This is a genomic window from Pedobacter antarcticus (genome assembly GCF_900112985.1).
Taxonomy (GTDB): domain Bacteria; phylum Bacteroidota; class Bacteroidia; order Sphingobacteriales; family Sphingobacteriaceae; genus Pedobacter; species Pedobacter antarcticus.
This window is the reverse complement of the sequence record NZ_FONS01000011.1, coordinates 84,707-102,935: the sequence shown is the minus strand read 5'-3', so window position 1 is coordinate 102,935 and position 18,229 is coordinate 84,707. Positions and strand designations below refer to the sequence as shown.

General features: G+C 38.8%; 19 protein-coding genes and 1 tRNA gene. 7 read left to right on the top strand and 13 right to left on the bottom strand.

Annotation, left to right across the window (positions count from 1 at the left end; genetic code table 11):
- Nucleotides 1-49 precede the first annotated feature (49 nt).
- Nucleotides 50-1,075, bottom strand: coding sequence for a hypothetical protein (locus BM192_RS17660; protein ID WP_037439614.1), 1,026 nt, complete (start codon nucleotides 1,073-1,075; stop codon nucleotides 50-52).
- A 5-nt stretch (nucleotides 1,076-1,080) separates the two neighbouring features.
- The gene (locus BM192_RS17655) at nucleotides 1,081-1,590 is read right to left on the bottom strand and encodes a phosphoribosyltransferase family protein (RefSeq protein ID WP_037439616.1); all 510 of its coding nucleotides are present in this window, start codon (nucleotides 1,588-1,590) and stop codon (nucleotides 1,081-1,083) included.
- 134 nt (nucleotides 1,591-1,724) lie between these two features.
- Here BM192_RS17655 and BM192_RS17650 point away from each other — a divergent pair, with 134 nt between their 5' ends.
- Entirely contained in the window at nucleotides 1,725-2,441 is a 717-nt protein-coding gene (locus BM192_RS17650; protein ID WP_037439619.1) for a head GIN domain-containing protein, read from the top strand.
- Between the two features lie 84 nt (nucleotides 2,442-2,525).
- Here the strand turns inward: BM192_RS17650 and BM192_RS17645 are convergent, their stop codons facing one another.
- The 5 genes from BM192_RS17645 to kbl form a co-directional block, all read right to left on the bottom strand.
- Nucleotides 2,526-2,924 (bottom strand): hypothetical protein, encoded by a 399-nt coding sequence (locus tag BM192_RS17645; protein WP_037439622.1) that lies wholly within the window; start codon nucleotides 2,922-2,924, stop codon nucleotides 2,526-2,528.
- Nucleotides 2,925-2,942: 18 nt separating this feature from the next.
- The gene (gene rlmD, locus BM192_RS17640) at nucleotides 2,943-4,358 is read right to left on the bottom strand and encodes a 23S rRNA (uracil(1939)-C(5))-methyltransferase RlmD (protein ID WP_051759765.1); all 1,416 of its coding nucleotides are present in this window, start codon (nucleotides 4,356-4,358) and stop codon (nucleotides 2,943-2,945) included.
- 348 nt (nucleotides 4,359-4,706) lie between these two features.
- Nucleotides 4,707-5,282: a TetR/AcrR family transcriptional regulator gene (locus tag BM192_RS17630; protein ID WP_037439624.1), complete on the bottom strand. Its 576-nt coding sequence runs from the start codon at nucleotides 5,280-5,282 to the stop codon at nucleotides 4,707-4,709.
- A 98-nt stretch (nucleotides 5,283-5,380) separates the two neighbouring features.
- Nucleotides 5,381-6,418, bottom strand: a complete 1,038-nt coding sequence (pheS, locus tag BM192_RS17625) for a phenylalanine--tRNA ligase subunit alpha (protein ID WP_037439626.1) — start codon at nucleotides 6,416-6,418, stop codon at nucleotides 5,381-5,383.
- Nucleotides 6,419-6,550: 132 nt separating this feature from the next.
- A complete protein-coding gene (kbl, locus tag BM192_RS17620) occupies nucleotides 6,551-7,738 on the bottom strand; it encodes a glycine C-acetyltransferase (protein ID WP_037439628.1) in 1,188 nt (395 codons plus the stop codon).
- Nucleotides 7,739-7,979: 241 nt separating this feature from the next.
- Here kbl and BM192_RS17615 point away from each other — a divergent pair, with 241 nt between their 5' ends.
- The 5 genes from BM192_RS17615 to BM192_RS17595 all read left to right on the top strand — a co-directional run bounded on the left by BM192_RS17615 (nucleotide 7,980) and on the right by BM192_RS17595 (nucleotide 12,224).
- Nucleotides 7,980-8,675 carry an XRE family transcriptional regulator gene (locus tag BM192_RS17615; RefSeq protein WP_037439630.1) on the top strand — a complete coding sequence of 232 codons (696 nt, stop codon included), beginning with the start codon at nucleotides 7,980-7,982 and terminating at the stop codon, nucleotides 8,673-8,675.
- A 323-nt stretch (nucleotides 8,676-8,998) separates the two neighbouring features.
- A complete protein-coding gene (locus BM192_RS17610) occupies nucleotides 8,999-9,979 on the top strand; it encodes a hypothetical protein (RefSeq protein WP_037439632.1) in 981 nt (326 codons plus the stop codon).
- A gap of 70 nt (nucleotides 9,980-10,049) precedes the next feature.
- Nucleotides 10,050-11,120, top strand: coding sequence for a sensor histidine kinase (locus BM192_RS17605; protein WP_051759767.1), 1,071 nt, complete (start codon nucleotides 10,050-10,052; stop codon nucleotides 11,118-11,120).
- A complete protein-coding gene (locus BM192_RS17600; RefSeq protein ID WP_234797588.1) occupies nucleotides 11,092-11,856 on the top strand; it encodes a LytR/AlgR family response regulator transcription factor in 765 nt (254 codons plus the stop codon). The genes BM192_RS17605 and BM192_RS17600 overlap by 29 nt, the downstream gene beginning before the upstream one ends.
- 131 nt (nucleotides 11,857-11,987) lie before the next feature.
- A complete protein-coding gene (locus tag BM192_RS17595) occupies nucleotides 11,988-12,224 on the top strand; it encodes a hypothetical protein (RefSeq protein WP_037439634.1) in 237 nt (78 codons plus the stop codon).
- 562 nt (nucleotides 12,225-12,786) lie between these two features.
- Here the strand turns inward: BM192_RS17595 and BM192_RS20980 are convergent.
- The 6 genes from BM192_RS20980 to BM192_RS17570 all read right to left on the bottom strand — a co-directional run bounded on the left by BM192_RS20980 (nucleotide 12,787) and on the right by BM192_RS17570 (nucleotide 16,551).
- Nucleotides 12,787-12,924 (bottom strand): hypothetical protein, encoded by a 138-nt coding sequence (locus BM192_RS20980; RefSeq protein ID WP_157282810.1) that lies wholly within the window; start codon nucleotides 12,922-12,924, stop codon nucleotides 12,787-12,789.
- Between the two features lie 339 nt (nucleotides 12,925-13,263).
- Nucleotides 13,264-14,280: a GTPase ObgE gene (obgE, locus tag BM192_RS17590; protein WP_037439636.1), complete on the bottom strand. Its 1,017-nt coding sequence runs from the start codon at nucleotides 14,278-14,280 to the stop codon at nucleotides 13,264-13,266.
- A 75-nt stretch (nucleotides 14,281-14,355) separates the two neighbouring features.
- The gene (locus BM192_RS17585) at nucleotides 14,356-14,925 is read right to left on the bottom strand and encodes an adenylate kinase (RefSeq protein ID WP_037439638.1); all 570 of its coding nucleotides are present in this window, start codon (nucleotides 14,923-14,925) and stop codon (nucleotides 14,356-14,358) included.
- 64 nt (nucleotides 14,926-14,989) lie between these two features.
- A tRNA-Arg gene (locus BM192_RS17580) sits at nucleotides 14,990-15,063 on the bottom strand.
- A 99-nt stretch (nucleotides 15,064-15,162) separates the two neighbouring features.
- Nucleotides 15,163-15,627: a redoxin domain-containing protein gene (locus BM192_RS17575; RefSeq protein ID WP_037439641.1), complete on the bottom strand. Its 465-nt coding sequence runs from the start codon at nucleotides 15,625-15,627 to the stop codon at nucleotides 15,163-15,165.
- 12 nt (nucleotides 15,628-15,639) lie between these two features.
- Nucleotides 15,640-16,551: an SDR family oxidoreductase gene (locus BM192_RS17570; protein WP_037439643.1), complete on the bottom strand. Its 912-nt coding sequence runs from the start codon at nucleotides 16,549-16,551 to the stop codon at nucleotides 15,640-15,642.
- A gap of 150 nt (nucleotides 16,552-16,701) precedes the next feature.
- On the opposite strand from BM192_RS17570, the gene atpD reads away from it, so the two are divergent.
- Entirely contained in the window at nucleotides 16,702-18,207 is a 1,506-nt protein-coding gene (gene atpD / locus BM192_RS17565; RefSeq protein WP_037439644.1) for a F0F1 ATP synthase subunit beta, read from the top strand.
- Nucleotides 18,208-18,229: the final 22 nt, after the last annotated feature.

Genomic DNA, 18,229 nt, shown 5'->3' with positions numbered 1-18,229 from the left:
TGTCCGGGGATAAGCAAAATTACTAAAAATTGGCCGCCCCTCCCAATTGTTATTTTTGTTGTGACCTTATAAACCTGCCAGCAGCTGTAAAAATAAGGCTAACACCGAGAACCAGCATTTGAAGCGGATGAAGAATTAGGTTTTTAACAGGGGATTGGCCCGATAGGAATGATTGCATAATGCGGCTTAAAAAAATAAGTCCCGCCGGAAGAATAAGCAGATTCAGGTTTAAACTGAAAAACATTGCAACCGGGCCGGCTACAACTAAAACCAGGTAACACAATAAAGCGAAAATATTATTTCCCAATAAACCGTATACACGATTGCCCGTGCGTTTAAAAATCACTTCTGCAGAGCCATGAGCATAGCTTTTGACGAGCCGCCCTCCTAAAAGGGTTTCCGTTTTCAACCGGTGTTCTTTAACGAGTTTAATCATTTCTATACCGCCGATGTCGGCTGGAAATAATCCGTCAAGCCAATGCTCTTTAAGGTATACTTTTTTGTCAAAAAGCATACATTCGCTGCTACCTGCAGAAAACAAAGGACTGCCAGATAGGCGAATTAATCGCAGAGGGACCAGACCGAGCAACACGAAGTTATAAAGAGGCTGAAAAAAGATATCAGGGAAACCTGTAGAAACCTGAGCAGGAATAACACTCAGAAGTGTCAGGCGAAAAGTCTTCATCCGGTGCATCATACTTTGCAAACTTCCATTCTTCAATACTACCGACGGCTTCAGAAAAAGCAGATAGTTTCCGGAAGCTTCTTTCCTGCTATCCACTCCTGGTCCAAGTAAATGGACACTTCGATGATGCCCGTAGGCAGTATTCCAATGGTAATCCAGCATTGGATCACCTGTTAGCTTTACCAGAATTTCTATCTGCTGATAATCCTGTGTGAGTAAATCATCCAGGGGATTTTCCCCTGTAAAGTCTTTGGCATCTACACAAATACTGATCAGATCTGTATAATGCCTTAGACTTAATCCGAGTTTCGGGTTGGAAAGGAAATTAAATAGGGTAACACTGAATCTCAGTACCAGAAAAACGAGGATGGCGTAGAGAAACGATATCAAGATTATTAACTTAAATAGACTCCATCTGTCTGACCATCTACATCTATCACCACATCGACATGTTCTTTCAGGACTGTTGCCATCTGCAATCCTACGTAATCTGTTGAGATGGGAAAGATTTTATGACTTCTATCCACAAGCACCACAGTGCGTATCTTTTTGTGCGGGGTATTAAGAAACACACCAAAACCATAAGCAAGTGTTTTACCACTATTCAGTACATCATCAACCAAAATGATAACTTTATTTTTGACTTTTGCCGGCTCTGGTTCTGCAACAGCTTTAAGCTTACTGGCATCTTTATCCAGTTCAATTTTCACCAGAATAACCTGTAGTTCGGAAATTTCCGCCAATACCTTCTGAAGACGTAATGCGATCTTATAACCCCGGTCCCAGATACCAGCCAGCACAATTTCTTTTTCAGTTATATTATCTTCCAGGATCTGATAAGCAATACGATTAATCTTCTGCTGGATCTGCTGTTCGTTTAAAATTAATAATCGGGATTCGGCCATTTGAAATAAATAAGATATTACAAAAAGAAGTAATTTCTGGTTCAGAATCAAATATCAGGAAAATATTTTCAATTCGCTGCAACGTTTCACCTGTAGAAACGTCTAATGCTATATATAAACCTAATTCTAAAACCATGAAAACTCATTCCCTTACTAAAAAACTATGCCTGTTGTTCACACTGGTTACACTCGGAACTTTTATAGTAAAGGCTCAATCCACTAAAAACGTAAGCCTAAACTCTTTTAATTCTGTCAGTGTAAGTGCAGGGATACAATTAATCATTACACAGTCTAATTCTGAAAGCGCGCGGATCGAAGCGAATTCTAATAATATAGATGACGTTGTACTGGAAAACTCTGGAGGTCGGCTAAATGTGAAATGGAAGAAACTAGATGGATTTTTCTCTAAAAACCGAAATCGTGAAGCTAAGGTATACCTGAACTATAAAAACTTAAATAGTGTTTCTGCAAGCAGTGGAAGTCTTCTAAAATCAACGAATGTGCTGAAAGCTGACAGACTTTCTGTAGATGTTTCTTCCGGTGCTAATTTAAACCTGCAATTAGCTTGTAATAACCTGGAAGTAAACACCAGTAGCGGAAGCAATGCGAAACTTTCCGGTTCAGCGAAAAACATAGCTATAGACTCCAGTTCCGGAAGTACAGTTTCTGCTGTAGAAACCAACACAGAATATGCAAAAGCACAAGCCAGTTCAGGAGCAAATATAAGGGTCAGTGTGAGTAAGGGTATTGAAGCATCTGCAAGCAGTGGTGGTAATATCAATTATAAAGGAGATGCTGCTCTGAACAAAAAAGGATCGTCCAGAAGCGGAAGTGTAAACAAAATTGGATAAATTATCCTGCTAACAAAATGTTGTATATTAAGAAAGGGTATCTTTAATGGATACCCTTTCTTAATATAACCGTATGCGTGGATACTAACTTTTATACGGATAGTAAATAAAGTTCGCTCCTTCAGGGACAATCACAAAAACACACATAAAGTCTTCCGGCTTTTTATAGTTTTTGATGAATAGCTCTTTTAACTCTGGTTTAATAATTCCCTTTTCTACAAATTCTTCAAATGTAGAAGCCTGAATAGTCCAGTTTGTATTCAGCTCTTCTTTATTAAGGATAACTTCTCCAATAGACACCGTATGTTGATGTGCTACAAAAATCGGATATTGTGTAATTCCTTCTGCAATAATCTCTACCGCAATTTCTCTCACTGAATCATTATATAGCTCGAGATCTTTTTCCAGGCTAACCAGCGGACTTACCTTTTTCGCGGTATTTCCATTCTCAGGTTGCTGAGGCATTAAATCTTCTACATCCATCTGTTCTTCTTTTAGATATTACTTTATTAGTGTTAACAATACAACATTCTCCACATGCTGGGTATGTGGAAACATGTCTACGGGTTTAATCCGGCTGACTTCATACTTTTCTTTAAGTATCGCCAGGTCTCTGGCCTGAGTTGCAGCGTTACAGCTAACATACACGATTTTTTCAGCTTCCATCTCCATTAGACGCTCTACAACATCAGCATGCATACCTGCCCTTGGCGGATCTGTGATGACCACATCAGGTTTACCATGTTCTGCTATAAAGTCACGTGTAAGGATATCTTTCATATCACCTGCATAAAACAGGGTATTATTAATTCCATTAAGTTGAGAATTGAATTTGGCGTCTTCTATCGCTGTAGGCACATATTCAACACCAACTACCTGCCTCACACTATCCGCCACAAAATTGGCAATAGTACCAGCACCAGTATAAAGATCGTAAACAAGTTCATCACCTTTAAAACCGGCGAACTCTTTGGTTATTTTATAAAGTTCGTGAGCCTGTAGGGAATTGGTCTGATAAAAGGACTTGGCTCCAATCTTAAACTTAAGACCGTTCATCTCTTCAAAAATATAATCACGACCTGCATAAGTAATAACTTCCTGATCAAAAATAGTATCATTCTTTTTTTGATTCATAATATACATCAGGGAAGTAATTTCCGGAAAATTCTGCTGAAGATCTGCCATCAGTCCGTCCACTTTCTCCTGCTCAGCATAAGCAAAAACAACCACTATCATTACTTCCCCGTTAGAAGAGGTGCGGATAATCAGATTTCTCAGATCACCTTCATGGTTCCTCAGGTCGTAGAAGCTAAGTCCGTTTTGCAGTGCATATGCCCGAACATGATTTCTGATCGTATTAGATGGCTCTGCCTGCAGATAACAATGATTGATATCAAGAATTTTATCGAACCTTAAAGGTACATGAAAGCCAAGTGCATTCATTTCCAGCCCTTCTACGCCATCCATGTCTCCCTGGTCCAACCAGCGTTTATTGGAAAAAGTATATTCTAATTTGTTTCTGTAATATTTATTTTCTGCCGAACCCAGAATAGGTTCCATACCTGAAGTGTCAATTTTAGCCAGACGCTGTAATGCAGCTTCTACATTTTTTTGTTTAAAATGTAGTTGCGCATCGTACTGCATGTGCTGCCACTTGCAACCACCGCACGTTCCAAAATGTGCGCAAAATGGGTCAGTCCTCAAATCAGATGCTGTGTGTAGCTTCTCTATAACAGCCTCCGCAAAATTCTTTTTCTTTTTAACGACCTTAACGTCTACGATATCTCCCGGTACAGCTTTATCAACAAAGACAACCAATTCGTCCGCTTTAGCAACGCCTTTTCCTTCTTCCGCAATATCAATAATCTGCAGTTCCGGCAGGATAGTTACTGTTCCACTTCTTTTATTTCTGCTCATTCTGCTGCAAAGCTAAAATTTGTAATCAACAGTTCCTATTTTTTGAGTAGGAAGAGGCTAAAAGATTGAAGAAAATGCGAGACAAGAGAAGTTCAGCGTGCTCTGGAACGGAGCAGATCAGTTATTGTGCTTATTAAGATTTTAATACCCGAAAAATTTTAGAATTAATCCAAAAAACCCAAGATCCAGATTAAAACTGACATCAAATTTTTCTTCTACCAAAATGGTTATCTCCAAGACTTCCTTGCTCATTATCTTGACGTTATTTCGTAAAGGTAATAGAAAACATACCGAAAACCAAATTGGTCCAAAAGACATAATGAGACAAAAAACTAGAAAGATTTACAATTACAAAGCAGCTTTAACGAGGAAAGGCAAAAGTTCTTTTTGAAAACTCACAAAATTCTTCCTGACATCTGCATCGCTGACAGATGTGAACGCAAAAGAAAACACAATACTCTTACTGGCTTTCAAAAGAAATGCTAACCCTTCCCTTCTTGATGGATTGTTTTTAAAGTGATCCAAACCTAGATATGCAGAAAGCAATAGCGATTCCAGCTGATCTGAAAGGTGTTTCAGAAACTCTTGTGAGTTGGCGTTCTCACGAACAAAGTCCCAACCAATAAATTCGTTGCAAACGGTATAGGTTAGCCGGCATGTTTTCATAACAAGGGCTTTCAGATGCTCTTCTTCGTCAGAAAATTGGGCTTTGTTTTTTAAAATCTCATGTAGATTGAGGTCCAGATAATTCATGAGAATTGCGTCAAGGATCTGTTCCTTACTCTCAAAGTATTTATAAATTGTAGCTTTTGCTATGCGTGCCTTCTTTGCAATTTCATTTACACTAGTCTTGTGATAGCCGTATTTTCTGAATAATTCTTTAGCAGCTCTAATGATGCTTTCTTTAATTTTTTCTGGTTCCATCAATTAGTTATACTGGTAAGTTATTCCGGTGATATAATGCTGTATTGCCGGCTGCATTAATTCTTTTTCAGCTATGAAAGAGTAAATCCGGCCAATTATCAAATTAAGGACGTTTTAAACTGCTTAAGGAACCTTGCATCATTTTCTGAGAAGAGACGCAAATCCCGGATTTCAAACTTTAAGTTTGCAATCCTTTCAATTCCCATCCCAAATGCAAATCCGCTATATTTCTTACTATCAATTCCACAGTTTTCCAGCACATTAGGGTCAACCATGCCACATCCCAAAATCTCTACCCAACCGCTATATTTACATAGTTGACAGCCCGCGCCTTTACAGATTGTGCAGGATATATCCATTTCTGCAGATGGTTCTGTAAAAGGAAAATAAGACGGGCGAAAGCGCACTTTTGTCCCTTCGCCATAAAGTTCCTGTACAAAATAGAATAAGGTTTGTTTCAGATCGGCAAAAGAAACATTTTCATCTACATATAGACCTTCAACCTGATGGAAAAAGCAATGTGCTCTGGCAGATATTGCCTCATTGCGGTATACACGTCCAGGCATCAGCGCACGAAACGGTGGTTTTCCTGCTTCCATCATCCTGACCTGGACTGAAGAAGTATGGGTTCTTAATGCGATATCTCCACTCTCGCCACCTTTTCTAATGAAAAATGTATCCTGCATATCCCGCGCAGGATGTTCTTCAGGGAAATTAAGTGCAGAGAAGTTATGCCAGTCATCTTCAATCTCCGGTCCTTCCGCAACAATAAATCCTAGTTTATTGAAGATATCAACGATTTCTCTGCGAACCAGTGCCAAAGGGTGGCGGGCGCCCAACTCAATACCATTTCCAGGCAGTGTAAGATCCATTCCGGCAGTTTTCTGATCACCGGTCACCGGTTCATTTGCTTTCAGTGAAAGATATTTGGCTTCTGCAAGTTGCTTAAATTCGTTTAACACCTTTCCAAGGGTTCTTTTTTCCTCTGGAGATACCGCCTTAAACTCGTCAAATATGTCTTTTATGATTCCTTTAGTCCCTAGGAATCTGATTCTGAATTGTTCCAGTTCTTCCGCATTTTCAGTAGAAAAGGCGTTAATTTCCTGGGTATACTGGGTGATCTGATCTTGCAACATAAGGCCAAATATAGCAATTTCATTAATATGTGAATACAGATATAGCGGCAGAGATAGTTTTGACGGCTTTAATATAAATTAAAAAGGCCTCCCGTAAAACAGGAGGCCTTAAAAAATATAAATCAGCAAAAACTAGATTACCTTCAGTTCTTTACCAATTTTTATAAATGCAGCAATTGCTTTATCTAAATGGTGCTGCTCATGCGCAGCAGAAAGCTGAACACGGATTCTCGCTTTGCCCTGAGGAACAACGGGATAATAAAAACCGATTACATAAATTCCTTCTTCCAGCATTCTGGCTGCAAATTCCTGCGCCAATTTAGCATCGTAAAGCATAACCGGAACAATCGGATGAATACCTTCCTTAATATCAAATCCGGCAGCAGTCATCTGCTCGCGAAAATACATTGTGTTTTTTTCTAATTTATCTCTTAAGGAAGTTGTTTCACTTAACAGTTCAAGAACTGCCACGGAAGCACCCGCAATTGCCGGTGCAAGTGTGTTAGAGAAAAGATACGGTCTGGAACGCTGACGCAGCATGTCAATAATTTCTTTTTTACCTGCGGTAAATCCTCCTGAAGCACCACCTAGAGCTTTACCCAATGTACCTGTAATAATATCTATCCTGTCCATTACTCCGCAATGCTCATGTGTGCCCCTGCCTGTCTTACCCATGAATCCAGAACAATGAGACTCGTCAATCATTACAAGTGCTTGGTATTTATCAGCCAGATCACAGATCTTATCTAGTGCTGCAATCGTGCCGTCCATTGAAAATGCTCCGTCAGTAACAATTATGCGGTGACGACATCCGGATGCAGCTTTTAACTGTGCTTCCAGATCTTCCATATCACTGTGTTTATAACGGAACCTTTTAGCTTTACACAAGCGAACACCATCAATAATAGATGCATGATTCAGTTCATCAGAGATAATAGCATCCTGATCGTTAAACAATGGTTCAAACACACCGCCGTTAGCGTCAAACGCAGCAGCATACAATATGGTATCTTCTGTACCCAGGAAATCGGAGAGCTTTTGCTCCAGTTCTTTATGTATATCCTGGGTTCCACAAATAAATCTTACAGACGACATTCCATAACCATATTTATCAATTGCGTCCTTAGCAGCTGCAGTAACTCTAGGATCCGAAGATAAGCCAAGGTAGTTATTTGCACAGAAGTTAATGACCTCCTGCCCGGTACTGACTTTGATGTCTGCCCCCTGTGGAGTTATAATTACCCGTTCTCTTTTATACAGTCCGTCTTTTTCTATTTGCTCCAGTTCTTGCTGAAGAACCGGTTGTAAAGTTTTGTACATATTGATCTTTGTTGGTCAACCAAAGTTAACAATTCTAAGCGCATGCTTAAAATTCAGGACGATAAAATTCAATGCCAACTATTTCAATCTGATTTCTATAAAAATAATTAAAATATTTTAATTAGAAATATAATTTCTAATAATAAGTAATATTTCATATATTGCAATATAAATTCTCACGAAGAAATAACAAAGAACTAAAGAATGCTATATATTTATAAAACCTCTTATACAATAATACATGATTGATCACCAAAGAAAAAACGTAGGGCCCAGATTAAAAAAAATCAGGATTCATCTAAAGATGACTCTTCAGGAATTTTACGGACCAATTGCTAAACACGTCAATAATTTCTCCCCCATTGAAAATGGAGCAAGATCAATCGGTAAAAGGTTATCAGAGGAGATTATCCGATACTATAATCTGAACACCCATTTTCTAGACACGGGACACGGAGATATGTTATTAAAAACCAATCCGCCCCAGGAACAGCAACCAACATCTGGTTATCACGCAGAATCAAAAAAAGAGGGAGTGCCCTATCTTAATGTAAATCTTTCCGATTTCAGCGGAGACAGGAATATTCTTAACGAAAGCCCTGAATATTATGTAAACTTCAGACCTTTTAACGATTGCGACGCCTATCTACCTGTATTCGGTGACAGCATGTATCCTAAGTTTGCAAGTGGCGAAATCATAGCAGTCAGAGAAGTTCTTCATAAAGATATTATACAATGGGGAGAAGCTTATTTAATCCAAACGGATGAAACAGCGAACAGCCTGATTACCATAAAGCTTTTGTTTGAACATCCATCATCCGAAAAAATTATAATGAGGGCTTCAAATCCCAATTTCAGAGGCGACACTGTATTACAAAAAATCTCTATCAGAAAACTATTTATGATTAAAGGGAAAATTACCCGGAATCTGCTCTAAACTGTTTTACAAAACCATTTACTTTAAAAATAAGAAAGGGATGTTCAACCAAAACATCCCTTTTCTAACCAAATAGTAAACCTGTCTAAACCAGACATTGTTATTAACCTAAAATACCAGTAGAAACTGGTATAAACCGTTTAGAGTTAATCATGAATTATGCCAAAAAGCTAAAAATTATTCGTTTTACAAAAATATGACGAGAACAAAATTACCGCAGATATTACACCATTTAAATGAAACGTTTCAGGGAAGCAATTGTCCGGTTCACCGCGAAAAGGCTTTAAACAAACACATGTCCTTCGCATTTTTAGCGAAAAAATATGAAGATACCTTTGTTTCTGTTAGTAGCACAGCTTTCAATATCGGCAAAAGCCCAGGATACCTTAAAATACAGTACTCAGACAACAATACCTTATCCCGCCTTCAAAAGACTGACAATTCAGCAGGATTATTTTGGCAATTCCGACTACAAAATATCTAATAAAGGTGGCGAACTACAGGAACAAGGTGAAGTTTCAGGATCAAGATTCAAAATCAACGGCGCAATCCCAATCTATAAGAAAAATCGGTTTTCATTAATCGCAGGTGTGCTATATACCAGACAGTCAATCAATCACTATAAAAAGGTTGACGATATGAATAATCAGTATCAGAAAACTGAAACGAAGTATAGCGATTTCGACGCATTATTATCAGCTACCTATATTGGAAAGCTGTGGAATAAAGTGCTTATCACCAACGGAACTGTAATTATAGGAAGTACTAATTTTTTTGGCATAAAAAAGATCAACGGATTGGTAACCTCCACACTTGTGATTAAAGCTTCTGCGTCGACAATCTCGACATTAGGCCTCTCATTAGTCCTGGATAAATCCAGTTTGGTTCCCGTAATTCCGGTTTATTCCTACTGGCATAAATTCTCAGGAAGTGACTGGGAAATTGACGCTATACTCCCTCAGAAACTGATATTCCGGCGTTCTGGCGTATTGAACGGATGGCTGAGTGCCGGAGCAGAACTCCGTAATGATTCATTTTTTCTTAAACTCGACGGCGACGGCGTAAACCGTAGTGGCAATTACGAATGGATCTCAAACGAAATCTTCAGTAATATCGGCTATGAATATCTTTTAGGAAAGAACTTTTTACTTGGGATAAAAGGCGGATTCAGAAACACACTGACAACCAGGCTTATCCGCGTAAATGACAAATACGATGATTACCGTGCAAAAACAAAAATAGCGTCAACATTCTTCAACATGAGCTTATCTTTCGTATTACCAAGTCCCGGATCGCGCAGATAAACGCATCTCACCATTGCTATATTCATGATTATATTTGCATATTATTCCAGACACCAAAAAATATTTTGCCATGACGAATAAGCTTCCGTTGAAAAACCTTCTGAAGTTAAGTATATACTTTTCTATCGGTATGAGTTTTTTCTTGCTGTTGTCGGCTACAATGGAGGATGAAAGCTTCCTGGGAGCTTTAAACCGGGTAATAAACGTATTCATCTTATTGAATCTAATGAGCCTGGGAAATATAGGGCTCCTGCTCTTCACTGAAAAGAGAAAACATGGCAATGAGCTGTTTTACGATTGTTTTTTCTATACCTCGAGTTTATTAATGAGTATTCTGGTCATTCTTGGTCTCTATTTTATAAACACGGAACTGGTTGACAGGGGTTATACTACAGCTCCAACCACCCCATTAAGAGTAAAAGGCGATGTGGTTTACTTTTATTTAAGCCTCCAGGGAATGCTCACTAATGGAATGCTGCTATTACTTCAAAACTTTATTATCGTCCAGGATGCGAATAATAAAGCACAACTGGAGAATTCATTATTGAATACTGCCAGATCTGAAGCAGCATACCAACTGCTGCTGCAACAAATACACCCTCACTTCCTTTTTAATGCACTAAATATTCTAAAATCGCTCATAAAAAAAAGTCCGGAACGTGCGGAGGATTACCTGATGCGTCTTTCGAACTTCCTTCGAGTATCCGTCTCCAATAATAAAGATGGTATAGCGACACTAAAAGAAGAGCTGAAACTCTCTATGGATTATCTGGAAATGCAAAAAGTCCGTTTTGGTAGCGCATTAAATTTCACCTTTAACGTTATCGACGCAGAAAACTCTGCCTGTGTCCTCCCGGTCTTTTCTCTGCAACCACTCCTGGAGAACGCAATTAAACATAATGAATTAACAGTCGCGACTCCTTTAGATATAGAAATCATCCAGCAAGGGAACTGGATTGTCGTCACGAACAACATTCAGTTAAGAAGTACTATCGATTATCATACAGGGAGCGGACTGGCCAACCTGGCTGAAAGGTATAGACTAATTTCAGGAGATGATATTGAAATCAGAGACAACAGTCTGTTTTTCTCAGTAAGCTTAAAAATTTTAAATGATGAAGATTGTAATCATAGAAGATGAACAGTTAACGGCAGATGACCTGGCCGATATTATTCAGGACCTGCAATCTGACGCAGAGATCGTGGGCATTCTGAAATCTGTTAAGGAAGCCATTGCTTATTTCAAGAATAACCCGGCTGTCGATCTTATATTCAGTGATATTCAACTTGGCGACGGAAATAGCTTCGATATATTTAAAGCAACGGATATTTCTGCCCCCATAATCTTTTGTACGGCATATGACGAATATGCCTTAAATGCATTCCGGACGAACGGAATAGATTATATATTAAAACCTTTCACTCCGGAAACGGTGGGCCAGGCTTTAAAAAAATATCATGCGTTACGTAAAGAATTCTCTGCTGAAATTGTTTCATATGAATCCATATACGACTTATTCTCCGGAAAAGCACATCAAAAGACAAGTTCAATTCTTATAACTTATAAAGACAAAATTATTCCGGTGAAGAAGAGTAGCATAGCGCTTTTTTATATAGGAAATGAAGAAACTCATTTAATTACCTTTGAACAGAAAGAATATGTACTGAATAAAAATCTGGAAGAATTAGAAAGGCTTTGCGGGGACGAATTCTTCCGTATAAATCGCCAGTTTCTAGTAAATAGAAAAGCTATTAAAGATGCTGCCCATTTTTTCTCCAGAAAGCTGATTATAAATCTCTCCATCCCATTTAAAGAGTCAATTACGATTAGCAAAGAAAAGACACCGCAATTCCTGGAGTGGTTAGCCGGCCGGTGAAATGTGTGGTTTCGCCCGCATTTTTGGCCGCTTCGCCTGTTAAGTGTTTTTTTTGAACCGATACATCTCACATCTTTAAACAAAATCAGACAATCTGGTTCGATTATCTCTTTGAAAATTCAGAACTAAAAATGAACATTATTATATTTAAAACTTCTGTAAACGATCTCAGCGATTTGGAATATTTAAGCCACATATTAGATGCTGTATTAGGCAGTGGAAACTGGTCTTTCGCGCTTGAAGATTCAGATAAAATATTCAGAGTAAATGCGAAATCACTAACGGCCAAGCAGATTAGCAGATTATTAACTGATCAGGGGTTTCTTTGTGAGGAACTACCATACTCATTAGACGAGTTCAAGATTTAATTTCCCAGCAGCAGATTCTCCATAACATTCAATTTCCTATACAATTTCGTTCCTAAAAAAGAAAGGGATGTTCCATCCGGACACATCCCTGTTCTAACCAAATATAAACCTGTATAAACGGGTTTTTCTTAAATACTATTTAAACGCTAAAGTAGATCATAAAAATGAATAATACATACATATTTTCATTTTTATACCGCAAATATGTGCTTTAAATAGATATAAATCTATTTTTTAACTAAAATTAACACATATTGATCAAAATAAACCTACAATAACTAGGTTTATACCAAAAAATACATATTAAAAATCAAAAAGAACAGTAACAAAAGACTAAAACAAAGATAAAGGCGTTTCATAACACAAAAATAAACCGAATTAATCCCATGAAAACCAGAATTTGACAAATAAAACATTTATCTGCTCTTTACCCCATGAAATATCTTAATGATTTTATATATAACGGCAGAATACCATTATGAAGTATACGATTAGGTTGAATACCTAAAAATAGAGAGCCCTGCCCGCACCATTTAAGGTCGGGCAGGTCCAATTCAGCATATTATTTATGCGTTTTATTTACAGTGTTTTGAACCGGAGTCTCAGACTGATTAATTTTCTTAGTTATCTTAAATGTTCCCAGGGCAACCATTGACAATACAACAACTGTAAGAAGGAAGTTAAATGATTTCTTTTCCATACTGATATTTTTAAAAGGTCATACAAAATATGTGCCTTAAGCATGTAATATTTATCAGATCCGATAGATTATTTTGTGTTCGATTTAAATCTTTGAATATTTACGGCTCTGCTTGATTGCAGCAGGCGTTTTACATTTTATTCAAAAACAAGCTATAAACTTTATAACCCAATAAATAAAACAGGCTCTATATCATTTGCAGGATGGATTTCGGGTTTCCGGGTTTTGAGTCAGGGAAGAAAAACAGTCCTGTAAATGATAAAGCACTGACTGTTAATCTCTAATTTAGAAAAAATTAAGCACAATACCAAATATCACAGGAAGTATTTAAAAACTTTATTATCCGTTAGCGGGCTGATCGGCACCTATCGCTGTCCAAATCATATCTTTGAGCTCAGTTAAGCCCTTCTGCGCAACTGAAGATATAAAAACAGCTGGTATTCCCTGTGGTAAATCTTTTTTGATCTCAGCCGTTAATTCTTCGTCTAGCATATCCGCCTTCGTTACTGCTAGCAAGTGTGGCTTTTGCATCAGCTCCGGATTGTATTCTAAGAGCTCACTTTTAAGAATTCCATATTCTTCGGCAATCGTGCGACTGGTATCTGCAGGAACCATAAAAAGAAGCACAGAATTCCTTTCGATATGACGAAGAAAACGATATCCCAACCCCTTACCTTTTGAAGCTCCTTCTATAATACCAGGAATATCGGCCATCACGAATGACTTATTAGCACGATATGATACAATTCCTAGATTAGGAACTAAGGTAGTAAAAGGATAATCTGCAATTTCAGGTTTAGCAGCAGACACAACAGATAATAAAGTAGATTTACCTGCATTTGGAAAACCAACTAACCCCACGTCAGCCAGCACCTTTAGTTCCAGAACAACCCACTGTTCTATACCTGCTTCACCTGGCTGGGCAAAACGGGGTGTTTGTAATGTCGATGTTTTAAAGTGCCAGTTACCAAGTCCTCCACGGCCACCTGGAGTTAAAATCTCAGTCTGTCCGTCTTCAGTAATTTCGAAAAGCACCTCACCCGTTTCCGCATCCCTGGCGATAGTGCCTAAAGGCACCTCCAATAATTCGTCTTTTCCGGATTTCCCTGTACTGGTAGAACTCGAACCAGGGCCTCCATCTGAAGCAAGAATATGTTTACGGTATTTTAAGTGCAGCAAAGTCCAGAACTGGGCATTTCCTTTCAAAATAATGTGTCCACCTCTTCCGCCATCTCCACCATCAGGACCTCCAGTTGATGTCATTTTATCACGGTGTAAATGCGAAGAGCCTGAACCACCCTTACCTGAACGGCAGCATATCTTTACATAATCTACGAAATTTGAACCCTGTGACATAACTTTATTATTTTTTAACAAAAAAAAGCGGGAGAACATACATTCGTCCCGCTATATTCTATATGCGTTTTTTAATTAGAACTTATCTACTACCTGACATAGCTCAGCAAAGATAGTATCTATATTCCCAATTCCATTTACCTTGTTCAGCTTATTCTGATCTTCATAGTACGGTAAAACATGAATAGTCTTAGTGAAATATTCGTCAATTCTCTTTTGCAGTTTATCTGCCTGGTCATCTACTCTGTTTGTCTGTTTATGACGTTCAGCAATTCTTTTGGTCAACTCATCCTGATCTACATCAAGCGCGATAACAGCAGCAATACTTGTGCCTTTACCCTTCAGAAAAGCATCCAATGCAGCAGCCTGAGCAACTGTTCTTGGAAAACCATCAAAAATAAATCCTTTAGCTTCAGGATTCTTTTCAACTTCCTCTTCCAGCATAGCTATAGTAATTTCATCGGGAACCAACTGACCATCTGCGATTAAAGCGCTGACCTGTTTACCTAAAGAAGTCTGATTACTGATATGTGCTCGGAAAAGATCTCCTGTAGAGATGTGTATTAATTGATAACGATCAATTAGTTTTTGAGATTGGGTGCCTTTGCCTGCACCCGGTGGGCCAAAGAGAACAAAATTTAGCATTTGGGTTTCTTTAAAATTTAAAAAGCCTCACTGCCTATGGCAGCAAGGCTTTCTCGGTTGTTTGTGCACTTGTAGGGATTCGAACCCCAAACCTTCTCATCCGTAGTGAGATGCTCTATCCAATTGAGCTACAAATGCGTTTCCGATCGTTTCGGGATTGCAAAAGTAGTATTTGTAATTGGATTTCAAAACTTTTTTAAAAAAAAAGATTCAAATAATTACAAATACTATTGCGTTCTAACCCTCTACAACCTCTTTAATCGATTTAAAATCAGGAAGATCTCCAGCTGACTCCAGAACTTCTGCATAAACAATTTTTCCTTCTTCGTCTATTACAAAAGCCGCTCTTTTAGATACACCTTTCAGATTATATACGAATTCTTCGTATAAAGCTCCGTAAGCAGCCGACACTTCTTTATTGAAATCTGATAACAAAGGAAACTGATATTGCTGCTCTTCTTTGAATTTAGCCAGCACAAAAGGCGAGTCAACAGAGATACCGAGTACGACAGCATTCATACCTTCATAGAAACCAAAACTGTCACGCATAGTACAAAGCTGTGTGGTACAAGTTCCGGTAAATGCCATTGGAAAAAACTGCAAGACAACTTTCTTACCCTTTAGGTCTGCCAGTGATACTTCTTTCAGTTCCGAACTGAATAATTTAAAATCAGGTGCCTGATCTCCTTTTTGTAAAGCCATTTTTTATGTTGTTTAATTTTTAATATTTAACATTTGCTGCTCTAGTAAGGCGAAGCCTTCCTCCAGCGTATGCGGCCGGTAGCCTAATTCATTGTATGCCTTCTCGAGTATAAAACCGGTACCCTCAGGCCTTGCTGCCGGCTGACTAAGCGACGATGCGGAGATCCTCTGAATTAAACTCTTATCTAACTTCCAGAAATCTGCAATACGGATAACAAGCTCCCATATGGAAAGGTATTCATTGCCGCTGATATGAAATACACCGTGTGCGTCTTTCTTAACAGCAAGAAGACATGCACGGGCTAAATCCTCGGCAAGCGTGGGCATTCTCCACTGGTCGTTTACCACACGAATAACCTCACCTTTTTCGAGCGCATTTTTAGCCCAACTTACGATCGTCCCCCGACTGCCATCGGCAATAACGCCATAAACCAAAATAGTCCGGATAATTACCCATTTGGCCGTCGAATTTTTAATGATCTCTTCCGCCTCCAGTTTATTATGACCGTAGACATTTAAAGGCCCTGGAACATCCAGTTCAGTATAAGGACCGTTTTTTCCATCAAAAACAAAATCTGTAGAAAGAAAAATAAACTGAATATTGAATTCTGCACATATACTTACAAGGGTTTCAACCGCCCGTACATTTGCCAGTTCTGCAGCCACCGGATCCTGCTCACACTGGTCGGCGTTTGTCATGGCAGCGGTATGAATAATTACATCAGGTTGAAAACTGGTGACCGTTTCTCTCACGGATTTTGCATCAAGCATATCCATTTCCGAATATTGATATTCACCACCGGCCGGATAACGGTCCGCAGCCCTGCCTGTGGCAACTAATCTGAAGTGATTTTCAGCTAATATAAGGTCAGTTAACTTCTGGCCCAGAAGGCCATTGCTGCCCGTTACCAATATCGTTTTCATATCTGCTAATTTACCGATAAAAAAACTGTGGAAAAACTTTTTATTTATATATAAAAGATATATCGAAAACTCTTAACTTTGCAAACCGAATTGAAGCCTATAAAACGGCCTTTAACAATTTGATATTTATAATTTTACCAAAAACAATATATGCCTAACATTGGAAAAATAGCGCAGATTATAGGTCCGGTAGTAGACGTGAGTTTTGCTGACGATGCTCATTTACCTCAAATTTTCTCTGCCTTAGAGATTGAAAAAGAAAACGGACAAAAGATCATTTTAGAAGTTCAACAACATCTTGGTGAAGATCGTGTACGTGCAATTGCCATGGATTCGACTGATGGTCTGGTTCGCGGAATGGCCGTAATTGATACAGGTTCTCCTATTAAAATGCCTGTTGGTGACCAAATTAAAGGTCGTTTATTCAATGTTGTAGGCGAAGCTATCGACGGTATCAACACAGTTGATAAAACCGGCGGTAAATCTATCCACAACGCGCCTCCACGCTTTGACGAGTTGTCAACTGAATCTGAAGTACTTTATACAGGTATCAAAGTTATCGACTTATTGGAACCTTATGTAAAAGGTGGTAAGATCGGTTTGTTCGGTGGTGCGGGTGTTGGTAAAACAGTTTTGATTATGGAGCTGGTAAACAACATCGCTAAAGCTTATGCAGGTCTTTCTGTATTTGCTGGTGTAGGTGAGCGTACACGTGAAGGTAATGACCTTTTACGTGAATTTATCGAATCCGGTGTAATCAACTACGGTGAAGAATTCTTGCACTCTATGGAGAAAGGCGGATGGGATTTATCTAAAGTAGACACTGAGAAGCTAAAAGAATCTAAAGCTACACTGGTATTCGGTCAAATGAACGAGCCTCCTGGAGCACGTGCTCGTGTCGCCCTGTCAGGTTTAACTGTTGCTGAATATTTCCGTGATGGTGATGGAGAAGGCGCTGGAAAAGACATCCTTTTCTTCGTTGATAATATCTTCCGTTTCACTCAGGCTGGTTCTGAAGTATCCGCACTGCTTGGCCGTATGCCATCTGCAGTAGGTTACCAACCAACACTGGCAACTGAAATGGGTTTAATGCAGGAGCGTATTACATCTACTAAACGCGGATCAATTACTTCTGTACAGGCGGTTTATGTACCGGCAGATGATTTAACTGACCCGGCTCCGGCTACAACTTTTGCCCACTTAGACGCAACAACTGTATTGTCACGTAAAATTTCTGAGCTTGGTATTTATCCTGCAGTAGATCCACTGGATTCTACTTCACGTATCCTTTCTCCAGCAATCCTTGGTGATGAGCATTACAATACTGCACAACGTGTGAAAGAAATTTTACAACGTTACAAAGAGCTGCAGGATATTATTGCAATTCTTGGTATGGACGAATTGTCTGAAGAAGATAAATTAATTGTACACCGCGCACGCCGTGTTCAACGTTTCCTTTCTCAACCATTCCACGTAGCTGAGCAATTCACTGGATTAAAAGGAGTTTTAGTAGACATCAAAGAAACCATCAAAGCATTCAACATGATTATGGATGGAGATGTTGATGAGTATCCTGAAGCTGCATTCAACCTGGTTGGTGGCATTGAAGATGCAATTGAAAAAGGTAAGAAACTATTAGCTGAGGCAAACGCTTAATCTAAGCGCATATACACAACTT

Bases quoted from the DNA above. Each gene is read 5' to 3' on its own strand.
- BM192_RS17645 (WP_037439622.1), bottom strand. From the start codon at position 2,924: ATGGATGTAGAAGATTTAATGCCTCAGCAACCTGAGAATGGAAATACC.
- BM192_RS17570 (WP_037439643.1), bottom strand. From the start codon at position 16,551: ATGAAAACGATATTGGTAACGGGCAGCAATGGCCTTCTGGGCCAGAAG.
- BM192_RS17600 (WP_234797588.1), top strand. From the start codon at position 11,092: ATGATGAAGATTGTAATCATAGAAGATGAACAGTTAACGGCAGATGAC.
- atpD (WP_037439644.1), top strand. From the start codon at position 16,702: ATGCCTAACATTGGAAAAATAGCGCAGATTATAGGTCCGGTAGTAGAC.
- kbl (WP_037439628.1), bottom strand. From the start codon at position 7,738: ATGTACAAAACTTTACAACCGGTTCTTCAGCAAGAACTGGAGCAAATA.
- BM192_RS17610 (WP_037439632.1), top strand. From the start codon at position 8,999: ATGAAGATACCTTTGTTTCTGTTAGTAGCACAGCTTTCAATATCGGCA.
- pheS (WP_037439626.1), bottom strand. From the start codon at position 6,418: ATGTTGCAAGATCAGATCACCCAGTATACCCAGGAAATTAACGCCTTT.
- BM192_RS17615 (WP_037439630.1), top strand. From the start codon at position 7,980: ATGATTGATCACCAAAGAAAAAACGTAGGGCCCAGATTAAAAAAAATC.
- BM192_RS17630 (WP_037439624.1), bottom strand. From the start codon at position 5,282: ATGGAACCAGAAAAAATTAAAGAAAGCATCATTAGAGCTGCTAAAGAA.
- BM192_RS17575 (WP_037439641.1), bottom strand. From the start codon at position 15,627: ATGGCTTTACAAAAAGGAGATCAGGCACCTGATTTTAAATTATTCAGT.
- BM192_RS17585 (WP_037439638.1), bottom strand. From the start codon at position 14,925: ATGCTAAATTTTGTTCTCTTTGGCCCACCGGGTGCAGGCAAAGGCACC.
- obgE (WP_037439636.1), bottom strand. From the start codon at position 14,280: ATGTCACAGGGTTCAAATTTCGTAGATTATGTAAAGATATGCTGCCGT.
- BM192_RS20980 (WP_157282810.1), bottom strand. From the start codon at position 12,924: ATGGAAAAGAAATCATTTAACTTCCTTCTTACAGTTGTTGTATTGTCA.
- BM192_RS17595 (WP_037439634.1), top strand. From the start codon at position 11,988: ATGAACATTATTATATTTAAAACTTCTGTAAACGATCTCAGCGATTTG.
- BM192_RS17655 (WP_037439616.1), bottom strand. From the start codon at position 1,590: ATGGCCGAATCCCGATTATTAATTTTAAACGAACAGCAGATCCAGCAG.
- BM192_RS17605 (WP_051759767.1), top strand. From the start codon at position 10,050: ATGACGAATAAGCTTCCGTTGAAAAACCTTCTGAAGTTAAGTATATAC.
- BM192_RS17650 (WP_037439619.1), top strand. From the start codon at position 1,725: ATGAAAACTCATTCCCTTACTAAAAAACTATGCCTGTTGTTCACACTG.
- rlmD (WP_051759765.1), bottom strand. From the start codon at position 4,358: ATGAGCAGAAATAAAAGAAGTGGAACAGTAACTATCCTGCCGGAACTG.